A 25,883-nucleotide genomic window follows, 5' to 3' on the forward strand; every position below is an offset into this window, starting at 1 on the left:
TGGTCGGCTGCGGCGCGCGCCGCCTTGCCGCGCGCCGGGTGGTCGAGCGTCAGCGCGCGCGATCGCGATCGCGATCGCGATCGCGCTGGAGCGTCAGCGCGCGCGGTCGTAGTCGAGCGCCGCGCGCTCCACGACGTCCCCGTCGAGGGCGGCCCGCTCGGCCTCGGCGAGGAGCTCGGCGGTGAAGACGGACAGCCCCCAGAGCCCGCTGTCGCGACGCCGGAACAGGTAGCGCGCCCCCCGCGCGGTCTCGACGACGGCGCGATCGCCGTCCACCTCCACGCGCGCGACGCCGGAGAGGTCCCGGCGCAGGCGGGCGATCCAGCCGAGCCGCGTCGACATCTCGACCCAGACGTCCGCGCCGTCCTGCGCCTCGGCGTGCGCCCTGTACAGGGCGAGCAGCTTCGACCGCTCCGGCTCCGGATAGCTGCCCTGGATCCGGTCGCTGGCCTTCTGGCGGTGATCGTGGATCGCGTGACAGGCGTGCTGCGCCTGATCGTCGAGGGCCGCGAACGTGGCCCGCACGTCCCCGCGGCCGATCGCGCTCGCGATGCGGAGATACACGCCCTCCGGCGTCGTGTCCTTGGGTTGACGGACGACGGTGAAGCCCGTGAGTCCGCACGCGGCGGCGGTGATTCCCAGTGCGATGACGTTGCGGCGGTGCATGGTCGACGAAAGCGGGGGTGGAGCCGAGGGCGCTCCCTCTACCACGCTCCGGCGCGCAGCGGTTCGCGTCGCCGCCCCGGGCGCGTCGCCGCGCCCCGGGCGCCGTGCCGCGGCCCGGGCGCCTCGCCGGCCCGGGCGCGTCGCCGCGGCCCCGAGCGCGTTGCCGGGGACCGCGCCTTCCGCTACGAACCGGCGTGCTCCACGGTGCGCGTGTCGCAGTCGTCATCCCCGCGCGGGACGAGGCGCGCTGGATCGCCGAGGCTGTGGGGGCGGTCCCCGCCTTCGTCGACCACGTGATCGTCGTGGACGACGCCAGCCGAGACGGCACGGCCGAGATCGCGCGCGCGGCCGGCGACGAGCGCCTCGAGGTGCTCGTGCACCCCGCGTGCCGCGGCGTCGGCGCTGCCATCGTCGCCGGCTACAGGCGCGCTCGCGCCCTCGGCGCCGCCGCCGTCGCCGTCATGGCAGGCGATGGACAGATGGACCCGCGCGACCTCCCGCGCGTCGTCGCTCCGATCACCACGGGCGAAGCCGATTATGTGAAGGGCGATCGCCTGCGGCACCCCGACGTGTGGCGCGTCATGCCCCTCCAGCGCCTCGCCGCCACGGCGGCGCTCGCGGCGCTCACCCGCCGCGCGGCCGGGCTCGACGCGCTCTCCGACAGCCAGTGCGGATACACCGCCATCTCGGCCCGCGCGATCGACGCGCTCGACCTCGACGGCCTCTGGCCTCGCTATGGCTATCCGAACGACCTCCTCGCCGCCCTCGCGGCGCGCCGGCTCCGCGTCCGCGAGGTCAGCGTGCGCCCCGTCTACCGCGGTGAGGCGAGCGGCCTCCGCGCTCGCCACGTGCTCACCATTCTTTTCCTCATCGCCAGGAGCGCCATAAGGCAGCGCCTGAGTTGATCCGGAAATCGCAGCACGCCCAGGCCAGGACGGAATGCGTGAGTTGCCTGAATCGACATGAACCCCCGCGTAAAGAGGTCGACAACTCGCGCGTTGGTTCCATAGCAAGCCTGGTCTAGCGACCTGGCTCATCGACCTGGCGCGTAGGGCCCCGCAGGCGCGGACCCCGGAGCCATGCTTCAACAGGGGGGTGACGGACGTGGCGATCAGCCGAGCCGCCTGGTTCAGAGTCTGGAATCTGGGGAGGGCGCGGACTCGCTCGTTCACGCCCCGGGTCGTGGCCTATGCGTTCGGCATCGAGCTGCCGTATAGCCTGCTTGTCCCGGTCGCTCACCTGCGGCTCCTCGGCGTCGTGGACTCGACTGTCCAGGCGCGCATGGTCGGGCTGATCGGGCTCATGTACGTGGTCAAGACAGCGGGCCTCATCGCGCTGCTCGTCCACATGCTGCGCCCCATCGAGCGCCTGCGTCGGTATGCGGTGGGCCACCCGCTCCGCAGCGGCGCGGGCTTCGAGGAGCCCGGCGCGGGCGCCGCGGCGCCTCCGGAAGACCTCATCCTCGCCGCGGCCAACGCCGCCTACGACACCCCGCTTGCGTTCGCGACGGTATGGGCGATCTCGTGGGCGCTCCTGTACCTGCCCGTCACCGTGGCGTTCTACGTCATCGCGCCGAACCAGAGCCCGCTCGGCGTGCAGCGCGGCATCGCGCTCGCCCTCTTCGCGCTGGCCCTGTTCGCGGCTGCGCTGCCGCTCGCCTACAGCATCCTCGGCCGCCTGCTCTCGCCCGCCGCCGGCGTCATCTCGCTGCTCGCCCGCGAGCGCGGCCTCTCCGTGCCGGGCAAGGGCTACTCGCTCGCGGTCCGCCTCGTGATCCTCGGCGCCTGCCTCGCCATCGCGCCGACGAGCTGGATGGCGGCGATGGTGCTCGGCGAGACGGCGGGGCCGGCCAAGCCCGGCCTGAACCTCACGCTGGCCATCTTCTCGATGGTCGCGGTCACCTGGGCGCCCGTCTGCGCGGGCTTCCTCGCGGGCGCCCTGGCGGGCCCGTTCCAGCAGGTCGCCGCGGTCATCCAGGCGATCGTCCGGCGCGGCGAGGTCGACCGGCTGGAGAGGATCCCCGTCTACTTCAAGGACGAGATCGGCGCCCTGGCGGGCGGCGTCAACGCGATGGTCGATCGCCTGGAGGAGTCGTCCCGGCGCACGCGCAGCTACCTGGCCGAGCGCGAGCGCCTGCTGCAGGACGCGGCCCAGCGCGCGGCGCAGCTCGGGGCCGTGCTGGACAACCTCGTCGAGGGGGTGTTCGCGTGCGACCGCCAGGGCCGGCTGACGATGCTGAACGCCTCGGGGCTCAGGCTGCTCGGCCTGTCGGGCCGCTCCGAGCAGGTCGGCCGGATGGTCGAGGAGGTGATGGACCTGAGCCGCATGCGCCACAGCGACGGCCGCCCCTTCACGCGCGACGAGCTGCCCATGGTGCGGGCGCTCGCCGGCGAGACCATCGTGCAGGAGGAGCAGGTGCTCGAGGGCGGCCGGGCGGGCCGGGACGTCTTCCTGCGCACCAGCGCGGCGCCGATCCGCAGCGAGTGCGGGACGATCCTCGGCGCCGTCACGGTCGCCCGCGACGTGACGGAGCTCATGGAGCTCGATCTCGTCAAGGACCAGTTCATCCGGGTCGGCGCGCACGAGCTCAAGACGCCGGTCGCGATCATGAAGGGCTACGCGCTCGCGCTCCTGCGCAACACGACCGACCTGCCGGCGCCCCGCCGCAAGATGCTGGAGGCCATCGATCGCGGCGCGGACAGGATCAACCGCATCGTCGACGACCTCCTGGCGATCTCGCAGGTCTCGCTCGACGTCCTCCAGGTCTCCGAGGAGGACGTCGACCTCGGGGCGCTCCTGCAGGAGACGGTCGATCGCGCCGCGAAGTCGGCGAGCCGGCACCGCGTGCGGCTGTCGCTCGGGGCCGAGCGGCCGCCCGTCGTGCGCGCCGATCCGGAGCGGCTGCGCCAGGTGCTCGCGAGCCTGCTCGACAACGCGATGAAGTACTCGCCGGACGGCGGCGACATCGACGTCCGCGTCGCCGTGGCCGAGCGCGCGCCGGTGTCCCGGCCGTCGCTCTGCGACGCCGCGCTCTTCTCGCACCGCCGCGGCTCGGCGCCGGGCTTCGAGGCGATCGTGTCGGTGCGCGATCAGGGCGTCGGCATCCCGGCCCACAAGCAGGCGCGGATCTTCGAGCGCTTCTTTCGCGCTCACACGGACACCCGACACGACTACGGCGGCATGGGGATCGGGCTGTTCCTTGCGAAGGACATGATCTCCCGTCACGGTGGCCGTATCTGGTTCGAGAGCGAGGAGGACAAGGGCAGCACGTTCTATTTCACCGTTCCACTCAGCAGCGAGGCCCCCACGGTTGACCGACGATGAGCTGCAGATACGCAAAGACGGTGCTCCTCGTGGAGGATGACGCGGACCTCGTGGCGCTCATCTCGCTCGTGCTCCAGGAGGGCGGCTACCGGGTCAAGATCGCGTGCAACGGCCGCGAGGCGCTGGCCAAGCTGGAGAACGACATCCCGGATCTCATCCTGCTCGACATGAAGATGCCGGTGATGAACGGACCGGAGTTCGCCCGCGAGCTCGAGGTCCGGCACGGGCGGCAGGCGCCCATCGTCGTGCTCACCGCCGCGGCGGACGCGCACCGGCGGGCGGCCGAGGTAGGCGCTGACGCGTGGCTGGGCAAGCCGTTCGACCCGGACGCGCTGCTCTCGACCGTGAGGCGTTACACAGGGTGAGCGCGGGGGAGCTGCCGGCGCTCGGCGAGGTCGCGCCGCACCTCGGCCCAGTACCGCGCGGGGAACCGGCGGTAATCGTACCCGGTCGCGCGGAAGACGCGGGTGATGCGGGCATAACGGCGCAGGCTCCACGCTCTCATGATCTGGAGCGAGGGGTGGAGGCCGCGCGCGTCGATGAACGGCGCAGCCCGCGCGTAGAGCGCCGGCATGACCTCATCGAGCCAGGACCCCATCAGGCGCTCGTACCCGGGCGTCCCGATGCAACGTCCGGAGATCATCTGTGCGCGCGTGACGCCGTGGCGCTCGAGCTCCTCCTCGGGCAGATAGCAGATGCCGCGATCGGCGTCCTCCTGCATGTCCCTGAGGTTGTTGAAGAACTGATCGAGCCGGCCGAACTCGCCGGCTGCGTCCCAGTGCTCTGTCGTCAGGAACGGAACCAGCTGGAAGATATGCCCCGACAGCCGCATCAGCATCGTGTCGTGCTCCTTCATCGTGCGGATGAGGAGCCCGGGCGCGTGGTAGTCGTCGAGGGCGAGCAGGTAAGCGTCCCAGGCGGCGAGCGAGCGCCGCTCGATGTCGTCCTGCTCCCGCCGCTCGCGCGAGGCGGCGCGATCCGGGCCGCCCGCGTCCCGGAGCCACAGCGCGCGGATGGCCGAGAGCTCGCTCGCGAACGGGCAGCTCGGATCGACGAACCCGCGTGAACGGAGGAGCCGCCACGCCTCCATGAACCGGCTGAAGCGCTGCTCGTGCGGCTCGATGCGCTCGTTCTCGGCCAGGCGGTCGACGATGCGGATCCAGCGGATGCGCTCGAGCCACGCCTGCTTCACCTCGGGCGCAAGGCCGAGCACCCAGGCGGCGTTGTCCTCGTCCTTCAAGGCGTCGTCAGACAGGGCGCGATAGTGCGATGAACCGACGACCGCTGAGATGGCCTGGTAAGCAGTCCGCTCCGACACCGGCGCCGCGGCGGGTACGCAATGCAATCCAGGAGAGAGGGGGTGAATAGGTTTCACGAGATCGCGTGCCGCCGTTGATTGTGCCTGTCGCCAGTGTCGCCCCGGTCCCGCGTGCGGTCATGGGTGATTATCGCCGTGACCCATCACGAGGACCTTGGTCACCTGTGTCGACGGTGACCCGTGGTTCGATGTCCGGTGGAACTTTCCGCTCCTCCGTGCGATGCAAGGTGACGCCCGCTCGCCTTCCTTTATGAGACCTTATAGTCTCCCAGTCGACGCGGAAATTCGTCGTCCAGGGCACGGGCGCCGCGGATAATGCGCCGATTCCCTGCGTGTTTTGCCGGTGTGCTGGGGACACGCCGCCAATGAGCATCGGTGTATACCCTGGGCTGATACGTTGTCCAACGGATAAAACCGAGGTTGGGCCGGCGTTTTTACGCTTTCCTGGGCTGTCACGGCGGTTCTTCAGGCGTCCTGGGCAGATGGCTTTTCCGGAGTTCCGGACGATATGTCCACTGCGCTCACGAGGACAACCGGCGCTCAGGCCGTCGGAGCGCGCGGGCCTCTGTCTCTCTCGCTCGGCTTGGCCCTGACGCGTCGCGACTGGGGCGCTCCGCGGTGCGATCGGGCGCCGATCGGGCGTGGTGCTAGACGCTCTCGCGCGCCGATCGATTCAGCGCCTGTCGACGTGATGCGGTGAGCGCGGCGAAGATGTGATTGCGGTCACCGCGTGAGACGGTCATCCGTGCTCGGCGTGCTCGTGGGGCATCCGCTCCAGACAGAGGTGCAGAAGGAGATGCCTTGGCGAGCCTCGCCCGCGTCTCGCTCGGGCGGACGTGGGGCTTCGCGACGCCAGCGCGGCGCCGGCCAGCGTCGGTCGCCCCTGGCCGGCCTCGCGGGCTACCGCTCGCGCAGCCGGGCCACCCGGTCGCGCCAGTACTGAAGATCGAGCGTCGAGAAGAGCGCGACGGCGCGGGCGATCTGCCGCCCGCGCTCGGGATCGCTGCGCGGGAGGTGCCGCGCGAGCTCGAAGCGGGCGCGCGCCTCGTCGACGGGCAGGCCGCGCGACAGGGCCTCGCCGATCGCCCCGGCCCAGAGCCGCCGCGCGTGCGCGCGCCGGCCGGCGAGCCACGCGGCGAGGCCCCGCATCCGGAGCGAGGTCGAGCGCCCGAGCGGGAAGAGGGTGGCGTACCTGCCGAGCGCGCGGCACGCCTCCGTCGAGAGCCGCGAGAGCTCGCGCCGCTCCGGCGCGCTCCGGGCCTCCGCGAGGAGCGACAGCAGCACCTCGCACGTGGCCGCGTAGCCGTACAGGCAGTGGTAGCCGGCCGGCTGCCCCTCGAGGATGAGCGCGAGCGTCCGCTGGGCGGCGGCGCGCGCGTCGTCGCGCGCGCCGCGGAGCAGGTGCCCCAGCGCGACCTGGCCGTGCGTGATCTGCTGCGTGCGATCGCCGAGCCGCTGCACCTCGGGGGTCAGCTCGTCGAAGATCGCCGTCGCGCCCTCGCCGTCGCCGAGCAGCAGCCGGCACTGCGCGCGGCCGCTCTCCGCCCAGATGTGGCCCTGCGCGTTGTCGCTCTGGCGCGACGCGACAGCGAGCGCGCTGTAGCGATCGAGCGCCTCCATCCAGCGGCCCTCGGAGTGCGCCACGCCGGCGAGCAGCGTGATGCACTCCTCCTTGCGGCGGCGGTCCTGCAGCGCCTCCGCCAGCCGCTCCGCCTCGGTGAGCAGCGCGCGCGCGTCCCGGCACCGGCCCTCGCCGAGCGCGGTCAGCCCGCGCAGGCACGAGACGAACGCGACGCCACGCGGGTCCTCCAGCGCCGCCGCGGCCTCGACAGCGCGCGCGGCGTACGCGTCCACGACCGCCTTCCACGGGACGTACCCGAACGCGACGCTCAGGGTCGCGTAGCCGCGCGCGAGCGCGAGCGACGGGCCGAGCCGCGCCGCGGCGTTCGTCGCGGTCAGCGCCGCCAGGAAGGCGAGCGTCGGCTCGTTGCGGAACATGTACGTCTCCGACAGCTTCTCCGCCGCGAGCGACGCCTCGGCGAGGCGCTCGCGCTCGTGCGCGTCGCGCGCGACAGGGAACGGGACGCCCGCGACGTGCGCGAGCTGCAGGCCGAGGTGCCGCAGCGAGGCCGTCACGGGGCGGAGCCGCTCCCTCAGTCGTGCGCGCAGCGGCGCCCCGCGGCGCGACGTGGACGCGCGCTCGCCCGCGCGGATCCACGCCGCCTCGTCGCGGGAGAGCAGCCGGAGCGCCGCCGCGCAGTGCCGCTCGGCGCCGAGCAGGTCGCCGAGGTTGTAGTGGGCCTGGCCGAGCCGCCGCTCCCAGCGCGCGCGCCGGAGCGGCGGCGCGCGCTCCTCGGGCGAGAGCGCCCCGTCGAGGTCGAGCGCCCTCCTGTAAAAATCCACCGCGTCGCCGGACGCGCCCGTCGCGAGCGCCTGGGCGCCCGCCTTGTCGAGGTACTCGAGCGTCTCCGGGACGACGCCCGCGATCGCGTAGTGGTGGGCGAGGAGCGGGTACGACAGCGCGAGATCCGGCGCGTCGCGGTGCCGCCGCTCGATCGCGCGCGCCGCCGCGCCGTGCAGCGCCCGCCGCTCCGCCTCGGGGATGCCCGCGTAGACGATCTCGCGCAGTTTGTCGTGCACGAAGCGGAGCTGCCCCGGCTCGGCCGCCTCGAGCACGTGGCGGCCCTCGAGCTCCGCGAGCGCGTCCATGGCCTCGACCTCGGCGAGGCCGGCGGCGCCGAGCAGCAGGCGCTCCTCGAGCTCGCGGCCGAGCACCGACGCGAGCCGCGCGAGCGCGAGCGCCCCCTGGCTCAGGCCCGACAGCCGGCGCGCCACGAGCTCGCGCAGCGAGCCCGGCAGCGGCAGCGCCGCGGGCGGCTGGCTCGCGCGCGCCGCGCGGGAGAGCTCCTCCGCGGCGGCGCCCTCGGCGCTCGCGCGGATGCGCCACACGTAGGCCTCGTCCCGGTAGATCATCCGCTCCTGGATCGCGGCCCGGAGGTACTCGGCGACGATGAACGGGTTCCCCTCCGACTGCTCGAAGAGGTACCGGACGAAGGCCTCGGGCGGCTCGTCCAGGGCGAGCATGTCGCGCACCATCCGCCCGACCGAGGGGCGGTCGAGCCGCCCGAGCGCGATGCGCGAGGCCCACGGCGCGGCGAGGAGCGAGGAGAGCGCGGGGGACATCTCCTCGGTCCGGTACGTGCCGAGCAGGACCACCGGGTGCGCCGCGAAGTAGTCGGCGTCGAGGTGCTCGAGCACGCCGCGCGAGTTCTCGTCGGCCCACTGGAGGTCGTCGAGCACGAGCAGGACGGGCCGCGTCGCCGCGAACGCGGCGAGCGTGTCGGCGAGCGCGGTCTGCAGCCGGTAGCGGGCCGCGTCCGGGGGCAGCTCGGGCGGCTCGGGGTAGCGCTCGTGGCCGCGGAGCTGGGCGAGCGACGGCTCGTGCGGCGCGAGGACCCGGCCGCGCGGGCCGAGCAGCGCGTCGTAGCCCCCGGCCTCGAGCTCGTTGCACCTGTCGGCCACCGCGAGCAGGAGCGGGCGGAACGGGTGCAGCGGCGCGGCCTTGACCGCGCCCTCGCGCGCGTCGGCCGCGGAGACGGCCGCGCACGCGCCCGCGACGACGGCCATCTGGATGAGCGCCGCCTGGTGCGCCGCCTCGACGGCGAGGCGCGTCTTGCCGACGCCGCTCTCGCCGCCGACGAAGACGAGGCTGCCCTGCCGCCGCTCCTGGGCGCGCTCGAGCGCCTCGCTCAGCTGCCGCAGCGCCTCGCCGCGCCCGGCGAGGCGCGGCCGGTAGAGGTACGGCTGCGCCGCCGGCGCGCGCGCCTCGCCCTGCCGCGCGGGCGCGTCGTCCGCGCCGAGCTGCGCGAGGGCGGTCGCGACGTCGTCGGCGTAGCCGAGCCGGTCCTCGGGGCGCTTCTTCAGGAGCCGCGCGATGAGGGCGTCGAGCTCGGGGGGCACGTCGCTGACGAGCTCGGAGGCGGGGAGCGGCTCGGCGTAGAGGTGCATGGACAGCACGACGGCGCTCGAGTCGCCGAGGAACGGGACCGCCCCGGTGACGACCTCGTAGAGCATGCAGCCGAGCGCGTAGAGGTCCGCGCGCGCGTCGACGAGGTCGCCGCGGATCTGCTCGGGGGACATGTAATCGGGGCTGCCCATCAGCCTGCCGCCCGACTGGAGCTCGTCGCGCCCCTTGTGGCCCTCGAACTGGAAGGCGAGGCCGAAGTCGAAGAGCACCGTCGCGCCGTCCTCGCGGATGAAGACGTTGTCCGGCTTGAGGTCGCGGTGGACGAGGCCGCGGCCGTGGACGTACGCGAGCGGCCGGCAGACCGCGCGCAGGAGCGTCAGCGCGTGGCGGAGCGCCCCGCCGGCAGCGCGGTAGAACGGCCGCGGCGCGAACGGCTGGTACGAGCGCGGGATGATCGAGTCGGGGCCGATCTCGGCCGTCGCGGTGCTCGTCAGCGCCTGCGCGTCGAACCCCGCCGAGACGCTCACGGTGGGCTCGCTGTTCACGCTCGCCCGGCCGCGCCAGCGCTCCTGGTTGTGGTCGCGCAGCGTGCGCCCCTCGAGCAGCTCCATCGCGTACCACGGGATGCCGCCCTGGATGCCCTCGTCGAGGATCCGCACGACGCCCGGGTGCTGGACGCCCCGCAGGGCGTGGATCTCGCGGCGGATGCTCGAGACGAGGCTCTCGTCGCTCACGCAGACGGTCTTCAGCGCCGCGAGCGCCCCCGTGGCGCTGTGCTGGGCCCGGTAGACGACCCCCATCCCGCCGCGGCCGAGCGGCTCGAGCACCCGCCACGGCCCGACGGACGCCGGTACGTCCGGAGACTGCTTGGCCTGTCGCGAGCTCGGCGTGGTGATCATCTGGGGACCAAGGCGTCCCTGGCCCGGGCCGGGATGCGCTCCAGGTGGTAGGCCGAGGGCGAGCTCCCCACATCGCCGCTGGGTCTGAGTACATCCACCCGACGGCCTGCCATGATGTCACGGAGCGGCCGACCGTACAACAAGTCCGTGTCGAGCCCCGCTCGCCGCACGAACACCGTGTCATGAGCGCTCGCACTGACAGGCGACTACACGCGACCCGGCGTGAGAGTGCCTGTCTCCCTGTCTCACCCCGGTCGCCGGGGCCGCGGGCGGCACGTCGTCGCCGCCCGCGCGCGGCGTTCCCGCCCGCGGGCGGCCCGCTGTCCGGCGGGAGGGCGGGCGGCGCGTGCACGGGGAGGAGCCCGCCAGCGGGCGCGCGCGCGGTCTTCGGCGGGACGCGAAACACGGTGGAGCTGGGACTCGGCGGAGGGCCGCTCCGCCGCCAGCGTGCGCCGGCGCCCGCGGCCGGGCGCGAAACGCGAGTTCGCGGCGAGGCTGGCGGCGCGGCGCTCGAGCCAGAACGTCTCGATACCTCGGGGCGCTCGGCGCGCCAAGAAAGGTTTGCTTTCCTCGCTTGGTAGATCCGGTATCTCGCGTGGGTTTTGTCGCTTTCACCGCGCTTCGCCGCCGTGGTGCGGTCCAATCGTGCACGCTCGATCTCCCGGTACATGGCTTGCTCCCGGGTGCGCCACGGCCGCGCTCGCGGCCGCACTTAGAAAGGGAGACAACGAATGACGCGTATGACTCATCTCGGGGCCCTTCTGACCGTCCTGTCCCTCGCCGCGTGCGGCGGCGAAGGTGCAGATACCGCCCCGACGGACACCGCCATGAGCAGCAAGCAGCTCAAGGATCTGACGGCCGATGACGTCCGGTCCACCTGCGAGTCGCTCGAGGCGAGGGTGAAGCTCTCCAAGGAAGATGCCTGTGAGTACCTGGGCCTCATCGCTTCTCCCGCCCTCGGGAAGCCGTGCGCGACGCTGAAGGACGAGTGCATCTCCGAGGCCGACGAGTCGACCCAGGGCCAGGCCTTCGACAAGGACTGCATGCCTCCGACCGACCAGCGCGCGGGCTGCACGGCCACGGTGGCCGAGTTCGAGGTCTGCCTCGTCGCGCAGACCCAGCTGATCCGTCAGCTCACGTGCGACTCGGTCCTGAACACGCTGGAGGCGACGCCGCCGGACTGCGACGCGGTGGCCCGGAAGTGCCCGCAGATCCTCGCCACGGAGGGCGAAGGTCAGGGCGCCGCGGACCCCTGAGCGCGGCGCCGCGGCGCGGGTGATCGTCACGCGCACGGCACGCACGCGGGCGCGCAGGCACGCGCCCGCGCCGAAGACCGACTGAACGCATTGCGGGTAGGCGCGTCACGGCCGCTCGGCGGCCGTGAGCCCCCTTGTCCTACCTGCGTTTTCCTGTATCTTTTGATTCACACCGATATTCGCGCTCTTCCGCGCCTTCGAGGGCGTCTCGTCGTATGATGGGCCCCGTTGCCGTGGCGTCCGGGGAGGTTTCGACCTCGGCGCACCGGCTCGAGCGAAGCCGCGGCTCCCGCCGCGGGGGCGCTCGCACCGAGGAGGATTTCATGAAGATCACCAAGCTTTCCGGAGTGTTCGCCCTGCTGCTTATCGCCGCCGCGGCTGCATGCGGCAAGGGCGAGGAGCCGCAGACCGAGGCGAACGCGACGGCCGAGGTGACCGCCACCGCCGAGTCGGCGATCGGCGAAGACGCCTACGTGGAGGATCACGAGAGCGGCAAGGCCGCCTTCAACGTCGCCGCGGACGGGAGCGTCAAGGCGGCCGTGACGGGGCCGGACGGCAAGCCGATCCGGGAGAACGTCAGCGGCACGCTCCTGTGGAAGGGGCCTTCCGGGGAGGAGAAGACCGTTCCCCTGACGTTCGATGAGAAGGCCGGCCTCCTCGTCGCCGCCGGCCCCAAGCTCGAGGCGGACCTCACCCAGATCGGCTACACGCTCAACGTCGCTGGCAAGCCGTGGAGCGGCACGCTGCACGTCCCCGCCGGCGGCACCGCCGAGCTCTACGCCAACGCCAAGGGGGCGGCGGATCTCCGGCTCCCGGAGGGGAAGCTCGGCCCGCACGGCGGGCGCATCGAGATCGTCGGCGACGATCGCCTCGAGCTCCTGGTCGACGAGGCGACCGGCGAGGTCCGCGTCTACGTGCTCGACGTCGACCTGAAGCCGGTCGACATCGGCGAGCGCAAGATCACCCTCGGCGTCGTCGCCGACGCGCCGCAGGTCGTGGTCCTCACGCCGGTGGCCGCGAGCGCGGACGTGAACGCGGACGTGAACGCGAAGGTGGCCGCGAGCGCGTACCTGACCGGCAAGCTCGCGCTCGCCGCCGACCCGCTGAAGCTCACGATCGCGGTGCGGAACGCGGGCCGCTCGGCCGTGGCCCTCTGCGGCTACCACGCCGGCGCGGCGTTCGCCGTCCACGCGCGCGCCCCGCGCGTGAAGGTGCGCGTGAGGACCGACTGGGACGCGCGCGCGCACGCACACGCGCACGCCGACCTGAAGGCGAAGGCCGACTTCGACCCGAAGGTCCACGTCCACAGCGGCGCCGGCGCCAGGGCCAACGCGAAGGCGAACGTGAACGTCAGGGCGCCGAGCGTCCGGGTGACGCCGCCGAGCATCAACGTGCAGCTCAAGGCGCCCAGCATCTCGATCCCCAAGCCGAGCTTCAAGGCGTCGGCGTCGGCGCGCGCGAGCGCGGGCGCCAAGGTCGGCGCGCACTGACGCGCCGCGGGGGAGGGGCCGGGCGGCGCGGGCCGCCCGGCGAGCCCTTCCCGAGGCGCTCCCGGCGCGCCAGGAGACCGGCCTCCGGGGCTCACGGGGCTGGCTCCACGACGGGCTCGCCCGGCTCGGTCACGAAGAAGACGAGCAGCTTTGCCGGCGCGGTGGGGCTCTCGTTCTGCGAGGCGCTGTGCACCTGCCCCGGCGCCTCCGACCAGGTCTGCCCCTGCGTGTAGCGCACGGGCGCCTGGCCATCGAGGCCGGTCAGCACCGCTCCTTGCAACACATAGGCGAAGACCTGACCCGGATGACGGTGCGCTGGCGACGAGCTGCCAGGAGGGAGCTCAACCGTCAGCACCCGCGCCTCGAGCCCCGGAGCGTCGGCGAGGGGCTCCGTCAGGAGCGTCGTGACGCGCGCCTGTCCATCCTCTTCGTGGCCCTCGTCCCCGGCGTGCGCCTCCGCGGGCTCCGGGCCGCCGGCGTCGGCGCACCCTCCGATCGCGATCAGCGTGAAGACGACGGCGATGCCTTGCCGCAAGCTCATGGCGATGTTCCTCCTCGTTCGGGATCAGGGCGACGGTAGAATCCCCGGTGGCCCCGGGCGAGAGCCGGTCCTGGCCGATCGGATGGATCCACTTCGGAGAGCGCACCGTTGACGCGGAAGACCTCGGCGAGGCGGCCAGAGCGGGCCCCTTCGCCCGCCGGCGCGGTGACGGCCGTGGTGCTCGATCCGGCGTCGAGCGCGCCGCTGCACCGGCAGGTGTACGAGGCGCTGCGCGGCGCGATCTTCGCCGGGCGGCTCCGGTCCGGGAGCAAGCTGCCGTCGACCCGGGCGCTCGCCGCGCACCTGAGCCTGTCGCGCAACACGGTGCTGGGCGCGTACGCGCAGCTCCTCGCGGAGGGGTACCTGCGCGGCCGGATCGGCTCCGGGACGTACGTCGCCGACGCGCTGCCGGAGCGCCTCCTGCTCGCCCGCCGTGAGCCCGCGTCGCGGCCGGCGCCCGCGCCGGACGGCGCTGGCCTGTCGAGGCGCGGCGCCCTCGTGGCGAGCGCGGCGTCGCCGTTCCGGCGTGCCTCCGCGTCGGTCGGGCCTGCGGGCTGGGCGTTCCAGGTGGGCGTGCCCGCGTTCGACGCCTTCCCTGCCGCCACCTGGGGCCGACTGATGAGCCGGCGCTGGGACCGCTCGTGGCGGGCGCTCCTGCCGCGCCACGATCCGCAGGGGTACGCGCCGCTGCGCCAGGCGATCGCCGACCACCTCGTCACCGCGAGGGGCGTGCGGTGCACGCCGGACCGGGTCATCGTGGTGAGCGGCGCCCAGCAGGCGATCTCGCTCGCGGCCGAGGTGCTGCTCGATCCCGGCGATGCGGTCTGGGTCGAGGACCCGGGCTACACCGCCGCGCGCAGCGCCCTCGTAGTGGCCGGGGCGATCCCGGTCCCGGTCCCGGTGGACGGGGAAGGGCTCGACGTGGCGGCGGCCGCCCGCCTCTCGGCGTCCGCGCGGCTCGCCGTCGTGACGCCGTCGCACCAGTTCCCGCTGGGCGTGACGATGAGCCTCGGGCGCCGGCTCGCGCTCCTCGACTGGACGCGATCGACGGGCGGCTGGGTCTTCGAGGACGATTACGACAGCGAGTTCCGCTACGCGGGCCGGCCGCTCGCCGCCCTTCAGGGCCTGTCGCCCGACGCGCGGGTGATCTACGCCGGCACGTTCAGCAAGGTGCTCTCGCCGTCGCTGCGCCTCGGCTACCTCGTGGTCCCCGAGGGGCTGGTCGACGCGTTCGTCGCGGCCAAGGCGCTGGCCGACGTGTCGTCGCCCTCGCTGGAGCAGGCGGTCCTGGCCGACTTCATGGCCGAGGGGCATTTCGCTCGCCATGTGCGCCGGATGCGCGTGCTGTACGAGCGGCGCCAGGCCGCGCTCGTCGCGGCGGCGGGGCGGGCTCTCTCGGGGCTCCTCGAGGTTCGGCCGGCGCCCGCCGGGATGCACCTCCTCGGCTGGCTGCCGACAGGGCGCGCCGACAGCGCTGCGGCGGAGAGCGCGGCTGCGAATGGCGTGCGGTGCGTCGCGCTGTCCGAGCTCCGCGTCGACACCGCCGGCCGCGGCGCCCTGCTGCTCGGCTATGCCGCGGTGCCGGAGGACGAGATCGACGAGGGCGTCCGGCGGCTCAGGGCGGCATTGCGCTAGCCTGCGTCGAGCAAGTCGTTCCTGGTCACTGTTCGAGTGGAACGGATCGTCGGGATGCGGTCGTGTTCGGCTTCCGCGATGCCGATGAGGGCGGTGCTACGGTTCTCTTTCTGAAAGACACGACCTACGTCGACGACCCGAAGCTCGAGTTCTTTTCTGCAGGCTTCCTCGCCGTGTGCGATCGTGTACCGGGCGAGCGGTTCTATATCGCGCACGTGTTCCACGAGTGGTTCATGATCGATCCGATCGGTTGACGGCGGCCGGGGCGCGCGTGCCGCCATGGACATGCTCGCCGCCTGTGTCGCGCCTCTCAGGCGCGTGGGCTCATCCTTGCGGATAACCGGACGAGGCTGCCCGGAGCCAGCGCAGCATCTCGCTCGCCGGCGCTGGAGCGGGAGCCCTGGCGCGCGGCACGAGCACGAGCGCGAGCGCTCCGCGCGGTGGATCCAGTCGATCGGGGCGAAGTGGCGCTCGTCGCGGCGCCGCGCGCCGTTTAGAGGTGGGCTGTCGCGCTCGTCGCGGCCGCGCGGGAATGGATTTCACGGAAGACGAGGTGAGCATGCAGTCACGTATCGATTACGCGAGCGTCGCCCCCGAGCCGTACAGAGCGATGCTCGGGCTCAGCGCCTGTGTGAACCGCTGCGCGCTGGAGGAGGCGCTGAAGCACCTGGTGCTGCTCCGCGCCTCGCAGATCAACGGCTGCGGGTTCTGCATCGACATGCACTGGAAGGACGCGCGCGCCGCGGGCGAGGGCGAGCAGCGGCTCTACGGGCTGAGCGCGTGGCGCGAGGCACCTTATTACAGCGAGCGCGAGCGGGCTGCGCTGGAGTGGACAGAGGCGGTGACCCTCGTGGCCGAGGAGCAGGTGCCCGATCGCGTCCATGACGCCGTGCGCCCGCACTTCTCGGAGCGGGAGCTCACGGATCTGACCTGGCTCGTGGCGACGATCAACGCCTGGAACCGGATGGCCATCGCGCTCCGGAAGGTGCCCGGCTCCCACGAGGTCAGGGAGCGGGCGAACGCTCACCCGGGCAGCGCGCGGTAATCGATCTTCCCTGTCGAGGTCCGCGGCAGCTCGTCCAGGGCGACGATCTTCTCGGGGATCATGTAGGGGGGCAGCCGCTCCGCGAGGTACATCCTGAGCGAGCGGTCGTCCGCGTCGCCGCTGTCGGCCGTGAGCGCGACGAAGCCGCGGAGCGTCTTGCCGAGGCGCGGGTCCTCGACGGCGATCACGGCGGCCTGGCGCACCGCGGGGTGCGACGCGAGCGCCGCCTCGACCTCGCCCGGCTCGACCCGGTAGCCCCGGATTTTCACCATCCGATCGATGCGGCCGCGGAAATAGAAGAGCCCGTCGGCCTTGCGCTCCACCCTGTCGCGCGTCCGGTAGGGGCCGCCGTTCACGGTGGTCGGCCCCGAGACGACGAGCTCGCCCGTGCCAGGGCCGTCGATGAAGCGGCCGCTCGCGTCGTCAGCGTCCAGCGCGACCAGCGCGCAGGCCGCGTAGGGGCACGCCAGCCCGATCGGGACCTCGCTCACCCCGTCGAGCGCCGCGCTGTCGACGCGGTGGAACGTGCAGACGTTCGTCTCGGTCGGGCCGTACAGGTTGTAGAGCGCCGCGCCGGGCGCGCGCGCCGCCAGCGCGGCGAGCTCGCGCGGCGGGAACACCTCGCCGGCGAAGAGGATCGCGCGCAGCGGCGGGGAGAGCGCCGCGGCCGGCGCGCCGGCGCCCCCCGCGGGGAGCGCCGCGACGAGCTTCATGAACATCGACGGCACGCCGTAGATGACCGTCGGCGCGAGCGCGCCCACCGCGTCGCGGAGCGCCCGGCCCGAGGCGAGGTCGCGCCGCGTCATCGTCGCGAGCGTCGCGCCGGCCCGGAACGTCGCGAGGTGATCGAACCACGCGAGATCGAAAACGAGCTCGGCCACGCGGAGGACCCGGTCCACCGGCGAGAGGCCGACGAGATCGATGCAGAAGGCCGTGAACGCGTCGAGCCCGGCCCAGGTGATGGGGACCGGCTTCGGCTCCCCGGTGCTGCCCGAGGTGTGCAGGATGCACGCGACGTCCTGCGCCCCGGCGACGTCGCGCGCGCCGTCCGCGCCGTCCGCGCCGGCTGCGTCGCGCTCGCCGCCCGCGTCGGAGGGCGCCGCCCCGCGCACCACCCGCCCCTCGGCGTCGAGCTCCACGCGCGGAAGGCCCGCGCCGAGCGCGGCGTCGATGCCGTCCGCGAGGCCCGCGGCCGCGGCGTCGAGCACGAGCGCCCGGCAGCCGCGGGCCCGCGCGATCCGGGCGAGCCGCGCGGGCGGCGCGGTCGCGTCGAGCGGGACCGCCACGGCGCCGGCCGCGAGCACCCCCGCGAGCGCCGCCGGCTCGTCGTGCGCGCGGCCCGACGAGAGCAGCGCCACCCGGTCGCCCGGCCGCGCGCCCGCCCCGGCGAGCGCCTCGCCCACGGCCGCCGCGCGCGCCGCCAGCTCGGCGTAGGTCACCGCGGCGCCGCGCGACACGAGCGCGACGGCGTCGCCGCGCGCGGCCAGGTCCTCGGCGCGCAGCCGGTAGGGGCCGGCCACCGCGGACCCGCTAGCCCTGCGCGGCCGCGATGCGGCCGGCGACGAAGCGCGCCATCCTGTCGACCGTCGACACCTCGTCGAGGTCCACCTCCTCGTCCGGGATCTGCACGCCGAAGCGCTGCTCGATGAACACGAGCACCCGCGTCAGCGACATGGAGTCGAACCCGGACCCGCCCGCGAAGAGATCCTCGTCCGGGGCGAGCGGCGCCTTGCGGAGCAAGATCTCCTTCACGATATGGTCGTGCAGCGCGCGCCGCACCGTATCGATATCGACAGTCACCGCGATGATCCTTTCCTGTCCAGACGCTAGCTGGCCGCCGGCGTCGCCTTGCGAGCGAGGTAATCGATGAGGTCGATCTTCGACACGACGCCGAGCACCTTCTCCTCGTCGACGACGAGGGCGATCCGCGCGTCGCCCAGGACGCCCTTCAGGAGCTCGACCTTCGTCGCGGGCGTCACGGTCGCGTAGTCGCTCTCGACCAGGCCGCTGACGCTCGAGTCGAGCGTGCCGCTCCCCTCCACGAGGTGCCGCAGCAGGTCGACCTCGTGGACCAGCCCGCGCAGCTTGCCGTCCTCGGTGACCGGGAGCTGGCTGAAGCCGTGCGACTTCATCATGTCGATGACCTCGCGCACCCGGGCGTTCGCGTCGGCGATGACCACCGCCCCGCTCGGCTTGCCGGCGAGCAGGTCGCGCACCGTCCCGAGGCTCTTTTCCTCCTCGAGGAAGCCGTTCTCCCGCATCCAGTCGTCATTGAAGATCTTCGAGATGTACTTGGACGCTCCGTCGGGCAAGAGGACGAGGATGTTCTCCTTCTTCCCGCTCTGGCGCGCATACTTGATCGCGCCGGCGACCGCCGCGCCCGCGGAGCCGCCCACGAAGAGGCCCTCGAGCCGCACGAGGTCGCGCGTCATGAGGAAGCACTCCCTGTCGTCGACCCGGATGATCTCGTCGATGATCTTGAGGTTCATCGTGCTCGGGAAGAAGTCCTCGCCGATCCCCTCGACCTTGTAGGCAAAAGGCTTCGTGATCCGCTGGGTCTTGACGTAATCGTAATAGAGCGAGCCCACCGGGTCGACGCCCACCATCTTGATCTCCGGCTTCCTCTGCTTGAGGAACTTGCCTGTGCCGCTGATGGTGCCGCCCGTCCCCATGCCGGCGACGAAGACGTCGAGCTCGTCACCGCACTGCTGCCAGATCTCGGGGCCGGTGGAGCCGACGTGGGCCTCGGGGTTCGACGCGTTGTGGTACTGGTTCGCGTAGAAGCAGTTCGGCGTCTCGTCGGCGATGCGCTTCGCGACCTGGTAATAGCTGCGCGGGTCGTCGGGCTCGACGGCTGTCGGACAGACCACGACGCGGGCGCCATAGGCGCGCAGGGTCGCGATCTTCTCCTGCGACATCTTGTCTGGCATGACGAAGACGCACTTGTATCCCCGGATGGCGGCGACCATGGCGAGGGCGGCGCCGGTGTTGCCGCTGGTCGCCTCCACGATCGTCCCGCCCGGCTTGAGCCCGTGCGCCTCCGCGTCGCGGATCATGTTCAGCGCGACCCGATCCTTGTGGCTGCCGCCCGGGTTCAGGTACTCGCACTTCACGTAGAGTTCGCTCTCGAGCCCCTCCGTGACCCGGTTCAGCTTGACGATCGGCGTGTTGCCGACGGCTCTCGTGATGTCGCTGAGCGCGCCTCGCATCATGGAGCGACGTCTTAGCCGCCGCGCGCCGCAGCGACAAGGGGAGCAAGCGGGCCCGGCGGGCCGCGTTACATCGCCTCGCGCCTCGGTTCATGTCGTCTCACCGGCGCCTTCGCGCGGGTCGGGCGGCGCATGGTATACGGCCTTATCCATGGTCTCCCGTCGTGTCTTGCTCGCCGCGGCCGGTCTGCTCTCCGCCGGCTCGCTCGCCTCGCGGCTGGCCCGCGCCGCGGGGCCCGCGGCCGCGCCCGTCCGCGCGTTTCCCCTGTCGATCGCCGTGGCGGAGGGCGACGCGGGGGAGCCCGTGCGCGACGAGGCCTGGGTCGACGCGCAGATCGCCGAGGCGGTCCGGCTGTTCGAGCCCGCCGGCGTGGCGCTGCGCAAGGCCGCCTCGCGCGCGCTCTCCCCCCGGTTCTCGCGGATCGAGACGCGCGCGGACCGCGACGCCCTCGCCTCGGCGCTCGAGGCGCGCCGGATCAACGTGATGATCGTCGCGTCGCTGCGGGACGTCGACGACCCGCGGCGCTTCCGGATGGGCGTGCACTGGCGCCACCGGGCGACGCCGGAGCGCCGCTTCGTCATCGTCGCGGCGCACGCGCCGCCCACCGTGCTGGCGCACGAGCTCGGGCATTTCTTCGGGCTCGGGCACAGCGGCACGGACGACAACGTGATGAGCTACTCGCGCACCGGAGCGCCCGTCTCCTTCGACGCGGCGCAGATCGCGACGATCCGGTCCTCCGCGCGCAGGTACGCGGCGAGCAAGGCGCTCGATCCCGCATAGTCCCGCGCAGGAAAGGGCCTTGGCGCGAGCGGTCGGGGGCGGCTGTTGCTGCCGAGCCCGCCTGTATGCCAGTCTACCGGGAGAACAAAGAAGGAGACTTTACAATGAAGCCCATGATGACCCACGTCGCGCTCCACGTCGGCGACATCGACGCGACGATCGCGTTCTATCGCGAGTTCTGCGGGCTCAAGGTGGTCCACGAGCGCAACGACGCCGGCACGCGGGTCGCCTGGCTCGCCGAGGAGGGAAAGGAGCGGACGTTCGTCCTCGTGATCATCGAGGGCGGCCGGCGCGCGCCGCAGGCCCCCGAGGACATGAGCCACTTCGGGTTCGCGCTCGAGAGCCGCGCCGCCGTCGATGAGGTGGCGAGTCGAGGCCAGGCACATCTCGTCTGGCCTCCCAAGGAGCTGCCCTATCCGGTCAGCTATTTCTGCGCGCTCAGGGACCCGGACGGCAACTATGTCGAGTTCTCGTATGGCCAGCCGCTCGGGCCAGGCGCCGAGGAGCGGGACGCCGGACTGCTGGGCTCGCCGGGATAGCCGCCGAGGAGATCGCGGCGCACCCTCCGGCGCTCCCGCGCGCCCGGGCGCCGCTCAGCCCCCGCCCCGCGCGAGCCCGAGCCGCCGCGCGACGCTCTCCGCGGTGCGAACGCCGCCGATCGCCGTGGCCAGCGTGCTCTGCCCCGGAAAGACCGAGTCGCCCACCATCCAGAGCCCGTCTTGCACCGGGCGCGGCCACACAGACAGGTAGTGCCCGAGCCCCGCGCGCCGCGGCACGCCGCCCACCGCGCCGCCCGCGCGCCCGGTGAAGCGCGCGAACGTCCGCGGCGACGCCGTCAGCGCGTGCACGACGTTCGCGCTCCACTCGGGCGCGAGCGCCGCGAGCCCCTCGCGCATGCGCGCCTGGACGCCGCCGATGTAGTCGCCCTGCTGCCCGGGCGGGAGCGCGCGCTGCTTCGCGAGCGGCACGTGCGTCGACACGGTCAGCGTCCGGTGCCCCGGCGGCGCGCGGCCCTCGTCCGCGGCGCCGCTCACCGACACGAACAGGTGGTTGCCCTCGATGAACGGCGCGCGCGGGTCCTGCACCAGCTCCAGGTGGTGCGCCGCGGGCGAGGCGCCCTCGGGCGCGCGCGCCACGAGGTAGAGCATCGCCGCGCCCCAGCCGCCCTCGACGTCGCGGGCGAGCCGGTCGAGCCGCGGCAGGGCGCCCGGCGCGGCGCCGAGCAACGCGCCGAGGTCCTGCGGGAGCAGGTTCGCGATGACCTGGCGCGCGCGGATCTCGCCCGAGCGCGTCGCGGCGCGGAAGCCGCCCGGGCCCGCCGCGAGCGAGCGCACCCGGCTCGCCATCCGCACCTCGCCGCCGAGCCGCTCGACCGCCCGGGCGAGCGCCCACGCGAGCGCGCCGATGCCGCCGCGCACGTGGCCCGTGCCGCGGAAGTAGTAGTCCATCGACGCCATCGCGAAGGGCGCCTCGGCCTCGGCGACCCCGCACTGGACGGTGATCTGGCAGAGCCCATCGAGGTATTGCCGGAGCGGGGCGAACTCCGCCACGCCGAACCGCGCGAGCACGCGCTCGAGCGGCCGGCCGAGCACCGGCAGCAGCGCGGCGTAGCGGGGCGTGCTCGCCGCGTGCCGCAGGAGCGCGGCCGCGCCGAGCGGCGGCAGCAGGGCGGGGTCGTCGAAGAGCGCCCAGAGGGTGTCCGCGATCCGCGCCTGGTACGCGAAGAAGGCGCGGATCCCGCGCGCCGGGGCGCCGGGCAAGCCCGCGAGGGCGCCCACGAGCGCCTCGCGGTCGCGCCCGACCGAGAGGCGGAGCGAGGGGGTCCGCAGCTCGACCAGCGGGTCGATCCAGTCGACCGCGACGTCGAGGCCGTGGCGCGCGATCCATCGACCGAACAGCTGCTCCGGGGCGAGCCCGGAGAACAGCGTGGCCCCCGACTCGAAGCGGTAGCCGCCGCGCTCGAAGGTGCTGGCGCAGCCGCCGGGGTACCGGAGCGCCTCGCACAGGATGACCTTCGCCCCCCGCTCCGCGAGCGAGAGCGCCGCGCCGAGGCCGCCGAAGCCGGCGCCGATCACGAGGACGTCGGCGTCCGCGTCCGCGTCGGCGCCGGTGTCGCGCCGCGCGCCTGGGGTGGCCGGGCTCATGGCCACACCCTGTCGGGCGCCGGCGCGTCCGGGGGAAGATCGCCGGCCGGCCCCGGCCATGCGCAGCACCGTCGTGGTACGATGGCGGGATGGGCTCCGAGCCGAAAGTTCATGCGAGCACCGAGACGGCGCTCCTCAAGGTCCGCTCCAAAGAGATCGCATTCAATCGCTTCCGGGTGCAGGTGACGGCCGGCCCCGACGCCGGGTCGTCCCAGGTCTCGGACGCGACCGAGTTCGTGCTCGGCACGGCGCCCGGCAACCAGCTCATCCTGACCGATCGCGCTGTGTCGCGGCATCACTGCGTCATCTCCGTCACCCCGCGGGGCTTCCTGCTGCGCGATCTGGGCAGCAAGAACGGCACGACCCTCTCCGGCTTCCGCGTCGAGGCGGCCTACCTGCAGCCGGGCGCCGTGCTCGGGGTCGGGCAGTCGACGCTCCGCTTCGAGCCGCTGGCCGAGGAGATCCGCGAGCCGCTCGGCGACGAGGAGCGGTACGGCCGGGTGCTCGGGCAGAGCGCCGCGATGCGCCGGATCTTCGCGGCGCTGCCGCGGATCGCCGCGTCGGACTCGACGGTGCTGATCGAGGGCGAGACGGGCACGGGCAAGGGCCTGCTCGCCGAGGCGATCCACGAGAGCAGCCCGCGCGCGGGCGGGCCGTTCGTCGTGATCGACTGCGGCTCGATCCCGCCCACGCTCATCGAGGCCGAGCTCTTCGGCCACGCGAAGGGGGCGTTCACGGGCGCGCAGGCGGCGCGCGTCGGCGCCTTCGAGGCGGCGCGGGGCGGCACGGTGCTGCTCGACGAGATGGGCGAGCTCCCGCTCGACATGCAGCCGAAGCTCCTGCGCGTGCTCGAGGAGCGGCAGATCCGGCGCATCGGCACGGTCGAGCCGACCAAGCTCGACATCCGCGTCATCGCGACGACCAACCGCGATCTCCGCCAGGAGGTGAACCGCGGCAATTTCCGGTCGGACCTCTACTACCGGCTGAACATCGTCCGGCTCCGCGTCCCGGCGCTGCGCGAGCGCCCGGATGACATCGCGCTGCTCACCGCGCACTTCTACCGGCAGTTCGCGCAGGGGCAGGACCAGAGCCCGCCGGGCGAGCTCCTCGAGACCTTCATGCGCCAGGACTGGCCCGGCAACGTCCGCGAGCTCCGCGGCGCGGTGGAGCGGGCGGTGCTGATGATCGATCCGGCGCTCTTCCGCGAGGCCGTGATGGGCTCGGAGGGCAGGGACGGGAAGGAGGGCAGCTCCCCGGCGCTCGAGGGGCTCCGGGAGGACGATCTCAGCCTGTCGTTCCGCGAGGCGAAGGAGCGCGCCGTGGCGCGCTGGGAGCGGGCGTACCTGACGGCGCTCGTGCGCGCCAACGGCGGCAACCTCTCGCGCGCAGCCCGCGCGGCGCGGATGGACCGGAGCCACCTGCGCGAGCTCCTCCAGCGGCACCGCGTCTCGGCGGCCGAAGTATGACGGCGTGAGCGCGCGACCGCGGGGCAGCCTGACCGCGCCGCGGTAGGACCGCGCTGCGGCGCCGGGCGCCGCGGAGGCGCCAGAGCGGAGCCGCCCCGCGCCGGCGGGATGTCGGGGGGGAACGATCCGCCATGGTAGGGTCTCGGCATGAGCGACGCCTGGGACTGGGTCACCCCGATTCGCCAGAAGCACCTTGGCGAGCCGCTCGCCGGCCGCTACCCGGTCGAGCGGCTGGCCAGCGCAGCGGAGTACTGGGCGCTGCACGAGGTCGAGCTGCGCCGCCATTTCCCTGCCGAGGTCTTCTTCGACCTCCGGGCCCTGTCGGGCGGGGAGGGCGAGCGCGCCCGCGCCCGGCTGGCGGCGTCGGAGGGGGCCGATCGCCTCGCGGACTTCTGGGTAGCGCGCGACGGCGAGGCGATCGTGGCCATGTTCTCCGGCCACCAGAAGGACAACGAGACTTACCGCATGTGGCACTCGATCGTTCACCCAGCGTACCGCCGGCGCGGCCTTTATGCGGAGATCGTCCAGCGGCTCCTCGCCTACACGCGTGAGCTCGGCTTCGACTACGTGGTCAGCGAGCACGCCCCGAGCAACAACGCGGTGCTCATCGCCAAGCTGAAGGCGGGATTCCGCATCGTCGCCATGGAGATCGACGCCGCCGTCGGCCCCGGCGTGAATCTCAGGTACTTTCACAACGAGGCACACCTCAGGGCGTATGAGTTCCGCTGCGGCCTGGCCAGGCTCGACGAGCGCCTCATCGGCGCCGGGTACGGCGCGATGCCGCTTTTGCGGGAGCAGCTCCAGCGCGGGCCGGCCGCCGAGGTGCAAGACGTCGAGCCACCTCGCCCGTCCGCCGAACCGGCGAAGTAGCGCGGGGCGGCGCACACAGCTCTTTGTACCTGTGCGGGAGAGCCCATCATCTCCCGTGAATGCGCCGCTGAGCCCGGTGCAGGACCGGGCGGGCGCTGTCCTCGATCCGCGCGCCGTTGCAGCGTGCTGCCCGAGGGCAGCGCCCGTTCCGGGCGCTCCCGGGGGCCCCCCGGGGCGCTCCCGGGGCGGATCTACTGATTGGCCTTCTGCCGGTTCTCGCCCTTGAGCTCCTTGGCCTTCCCCTCGGCGGCCATCTGCTCGTTGTCGACCAGCTTCCCGACCCGGTTCTTGATGGCGCCGGCGGCCTCCTCCAGCGCGCCCTTGGCGCGCTCATCCGCCTTGGCGTCCTCTTGCTGGACCTTTCCTCTGACCTCCTTGGCGCGGCCCTCCGCTTCCAGTTGCTCGTCGCCGATCAGCTTGCCGAGGCCCTTCTTCAGCTTGCCGCCCAGCTCGTCGGCAGCCCCTTCCTTACGGTCGCTTTCGTTGCTCATCGTGCTCTCCTCATGACGGGACATTCGCAGAGGACTTCTGCGGCGCGCCATGCCCTTCATGTAGCAACCGCTGCGCCACGACCGCGCGCCCCCTCGTTCTGCAGAAGGGCGAGGGGATTGAGGCAGGCTACCCCGCCTGCGCTCTACGTTTCAGCTCGTTTGAGGCAATCCGCCACGCTGGGGGCCACAAGCGCTCCCAGCCGGGCGCGCGGACCGTCCCGACCATCCGGGCAGCATTGCGGGCTGCGGCCGGATTCTGCGGTGAAACGGAACCCCCGCGCTCTGTCCACGGCGCCCTGCCCGGCCGGGCGCCTGTGGAGGAACAGGACTCAGCGGCATGGCCCGGCGCTTGCTGAAAGGGTCCGCATAGCAACAAGGAGCACTTCGCTCCTTCCTGGGAGGTTCATCATGTCGTTCATCCTCTTTCTCCTGTTTGGTCTCGTCGTCGGTGCTCTTGCGCGTCTCATCGTTCCGGGGCGTGAGCCTGGCGGGTGGGTCGTCTCGATGATCATCGGCGTCGTCGGCTCGTTCGTCGGTGGGCTGCTCGGCCGCATGCTCTTCATGTACCGCGAGGGCGAGCCGGCCGGGTTCTTCATGTCCCTGATTGGCGCCATCCTGCTCACCGCGGGTTACCATGCCATCACGCGGCGCCGCTCGGTGGTATGAACGGGTCGACTGACCCTTTCGTGAGGCGCTACGCCCGATGCTGTCGCAGGGCGCGACATGGAGGAGCTCCGGCTCCGCTGCCGCGCCCCGTGACATCGGGGATCACCTCGGGTCG

The 25,883-nt window shown here is 72.9% G+C and carries 22 protein-coding genes; 13 read left to right on the forward strand and 9 right to left on the reverse strand.

Features of this window, described 5'->3' with window-relative positions; genetic code table 11:
• Positions 1-93: 93 nt before the first annotated feature.
• Positions 94-666, reverse strand: coding sequence for a hypothetical protein (locus WME89_RS03380; protein ID WP_438007832.1), 573 nt, complete (start codon positions 664-666; stop codon positions 94-96).
• A gap of 194 nt (positions 667-860) precedes the next feature.
• Here WME89_RS03380 and WME89_RS03385 point away from each other — a divergent pair, with 194 nt between their 5' ends.
• The 3 genes from WME89_RS03385 (at position 861) to WME89_RS03395 (ending at position 4,355) form a co-directional block, all read left to right on the forward strand.
• Positions 861-1,571: a glycosyltransferase family 2 protein gene (locus WME89_RS03385; protein ID WP_437307583.1), complete on the forward strand. Its 711-nt coding sequence runs from the start codon at positions 861-863 to the stop codon at positions 1,569-1,571.
• Positions 1,572-1,770: 199 nt separating this feature from the next.
• Positions 1,771-3,990 carry a HAMP domain-containing sensor histidine kinase gene (locus WME89_RS03390; protein WP_438007833.1) on the forward strand — a complete coding sequence of 740 codons (2,220 nt, stop codon included), beginning with the start codon at positions 1,771-1,773 and terminating at the stop codon, positions 3,988-3,990.
• Positions 3,987-4,355, forward strand: coding sequence for a response regulator (locus WME89_RS03395; RefSeq protein WP_436624900.1), 369 nt, complete (start codon positions 3,987-3,989; stop codon positions 4,353-4,355). Before WME89_RS03390 ends, WME89_RS03395 begins: the two co-directional genes overlap by 4 nt.
• On the opposite strand, the gene WME89_RS03400 is transcribed toward WME89_RS03395, so the two are convergent.
• Complete coding sequence (locus WME89_RS03400; RefSeq protein ID WP_438007834.1) at positions 4,343-5,230, reverse strand: squalene/phytoene synthase family protein; 888 nt, start codon at positions 5,228-5,230, stop codon at positions 4,343-4,345. The two genes, WME89_RS03395 and WME89_RS03400, sit on opposite strands and share 13 nt — an antisense overlap.
• A gap of 978 nt (positions 5,231-6,208) precedes the next feature.
• On the reverse strand, positions 6,209-10,174 hold the full coding sequence (locus WME89_RS03405; RefSeq protein WP_438007835.1) for a serine/threonine-protein kinase: 3,966 nt from the start codon (positions 10,172-10,174) through the stop codon (positions 6,209-6,211).
• An 827-nt stretch (positions 10,175-11,001) separates the two neighbouring features.
• Here WME89_RS03405 and WME89_RS03410 point away from each other — a divergent pair.
• Together WME89_RS03410 and WME89_RS03415 are read left to right on the forward strand one after the other, a co-directional pair.
• Positions 11,002-11,430 carry a hypothetical protein gene (locus tag WME89_RS03410; RefSeq protein WP_438007836.1) on the forward strand — a complete coding sequence of 143 codons (429 nt, stop codon included), beginning with the start codon at positions 11,002-11,004 and terminating at the stop codon, positions 11,428-11,430.
• A gap of 323 nt (positions 11,431-11,753) precedes the next feature.
• Positions 11,754-12,920 (forward strand): hypothetical protein, encoded by a 1,167-nt coding sequence (locus WME89_RS03415; protein WP_438007837.1) that lies wholly within the window; start codon positions 11,754-11,756, stop codon positions 12,918-12,920.
• A 91-nt stretch (positions 12,921-13,011) separates the two neighbouring features.
• Here the strand turns inward: WME89_RS03415 and WME89_RS03420 are convergent, their stop codons facing one another.
• Positions 13,012-13,461 carry a cupin domain-containing protein gene (locus tag WME89_RS03420; protein ID WP_438007838.1) on the reverse strand — a complete coding sequence of 150 codons (450 nt, stop codon included), beginning with the start codon at positions 13,459-13,461 and terminating at the stop codon, positions 13,012-13,014.
• 165 nt (positions 13,462-13,626) lie between these two features.
• Here WME89_RS03420 and WME89_RS03425 point away from each other — a divergent pair, with 165 nt between their 5' ends.
• The 3 genes from WME89_RS03425 to WME89_RS03435 all read left to right on the forward strand — a co-directional run bounded on the left by WME89_RS03425 (position 13,627) and on the right by WME89_RS03435 (position 16,141).
• Complete coding sequence (locus WME89_RS03425; protein WP_438011883.1) at positions 13,627-15,096, forward strand: PLP-dependent aminotransferase family protein; 1,470 nt, start codon at positions 13,627-13,629, stop codon at positions 15,094-15,096.
• 62 nt (positions 15,097-15,158) lie between these two features.
• Positions 15,159-15,350, forward strand: a complete 192-nt coding sequence (locus WME89_RS03430; RefSeq protein ID WP_438007839.1) for a hypothetical protein — start codon at positions 15,159-15,161, stop codon at positions 15,348-15,350.
• Between the two features lie 305 nt (positions 15,351-15,655).
• Positions 15,656-16,141, forward strand: coding sequence for a carboxymuconolactone decarboxylase family protein (locus WME89_RS03435; RefSeq protein WP_438007840.1), 486 nt, complete (start codon positions 15,656-15,658; stop codon positions 16,139-16,141).
• Here the strand turns inward: WME89_RS03435 and WME89_RS03440 are convergent.
• Genes WME89_RS03440 through WME89_RS03450 form a run of 3 tightly spaced genes read right to left on the reverse strand, consistent with a single transcriptional unit; the run spans position 16,120 to position 19,353 of the window.
• The gene (locus tag WME89_RS03440; protein ID WP_438007841.1) at positions 16,120-17,661 is read right to left on the reverse strand and encodes an AMP-binding protein; all 1,542 of its coding nucleotides are present in this window, start codon (positions 17,659-17,661) and stop codon (positions 16,120-16,122) included. The genes WME89_RS03435 and WME89_RS03440 overlap by 22 nt on opposite strands.
• A 10-nt stretch (positions 17,662-17,671) precedes the next feature.
• Complete coding sequence (locus tag WME89_RS03445) at positions 17,672-17,941, reverse strand: acyl carrier protein (protein WP_436624909.1); 270 nt, start codon at positions 17,939-17,941, stop codon at positions 17,672-17,674.
• A 26-nt stretch (positions 17,942-17,967) separates the two neighbouring features.
• Positions 17,968-19,353, reverse strand: coding sequence for a cystathionine beta-synthase (locus WME89_RS03450; RefSeq protein WP_437654173.1), 1,386 nt, complete (start codon positions 19,351-19,353; stop codon positions 17,968-17,970).
• Positions 19,354-19,501: 148 nt separating this feature from the next.
• Here WME89_RS03450 and WME89_RS03455 point away from each other — a divergent pair, with 148 nt between their 5' ends.
• Both WME89_RS03455 and WME89_RS03460 read left to right on the forward strand, forming a co-directional pair.
• The gene (locus WME89_RS03455) at positions 19,502-20,131 is read left to right on the forward strand and encodes a hypothetical protein (RefSeq protein WP_438007842.1); all 630 of its coding nucleotides are present in this window, start codon (positions 19,502-19,504) and stop codon (positions 20,129-20,131) included.
• A 104-nt stretch (positions 20,132-20,235) separates the two neighbouring features.
• Positions 20,236-20,670: a VOC family protein gene (locus WME89_RS03460; protein WP_438007843.1), complete on the forward strand. Its 435-nt coding sequence runs from the start codon at positions 20,236-20,238 to the stop codon at positions 20,668-20,670.
• Positions 20,671-20,724: 54 nt separating this feature from the next.
• Here the strand turns inward: WME89_RS03460 and WME89_RS03465 are convergent, their stop codons facing one another.
• Positions 20,725-22,275 carry a phytoene desaturase family protein gene (locus WME89_RS03465; protein ID WP_438007844.1) on the reverse strand — a complete coding sequence of 517 codons (1,551 nt, stop codon included), beginning with the start codon at positions 22,273-22,275 and terminating at the stop codon, positions 20,725-20,727.
• 89 nt (positions 22,276-22,364) lie between these two features.
• Between WME89_RS03465 and WME89_RS03470 the strand changes: the two genes are divergently transcribed.
• Together WME89_RS03470 and WME89_RS03475 are read left to right on the forward strand one after the other, a co-directional pair.
• Positions 22,365-23,741, forward strand: coding sequence for a sigma 54-interacting transcriptional regulator (locus WME89_RS03470; protein ID WP_438007845.1), 1,377 nt, complete (start codon positions 22,365-22,367; stop codon positions 23,739-23,741).
• A 147-nt stretch (positions 23,742-23,888) separates the two neighbouring features.
• Positions 23,889-24,611, forward strand: coding sequence for a GNAT family N-acetyltransferase (locus WME89_RS03475; protein ID WP_438007846.1), 723 nt, complete (start codon positions 23,889-23,891; stop codon positions 24,609-24,611).
• Positions 24,612-24,802: 191 nt separating this feature from the next.
• Here the strand turns inward: WME89_RS03475 and WME89_RS03480 are convergent, their stop codons facing one another.
• Positions 24,803-25,102, reverse strand: a complete 300-nt coding sequence (locus WME89_RS03480) for a CsbD family protein (protein ID WP_438007847.1) — start codon at positions 25,100-25,102, stop codon at positions 24,803-24,805.
• Between the two features lie 408 nt (positions 25,103-25,510).
• Here WME89_RS03480 and WME89_RS03485 point away from each other — a divergent pair, with 408 nt between their 5' ends.
• Positions 25,511-25,768: a GlsB/YeaQ/YmgE family stress response membrane protein gene (locus tag WME89_RS03485; protein WP_436624917.1), complete on the forward strand. Its 258-nt coding sequence runs from the start codon at positions 25,511-25,513 to the stop codon at positions 25,766-25,768.
• Positions 25,769-25,883 lie beyond the last annotated feature (115 nt).

This window comes from Sorangium sp. So ce321 (assembly GCF_051530195.1).
Classification (GTDB): Bacteria; Myxococcota_A; Polyangia; order Polyangiales; family Polyangiaceae; genus Sorangium.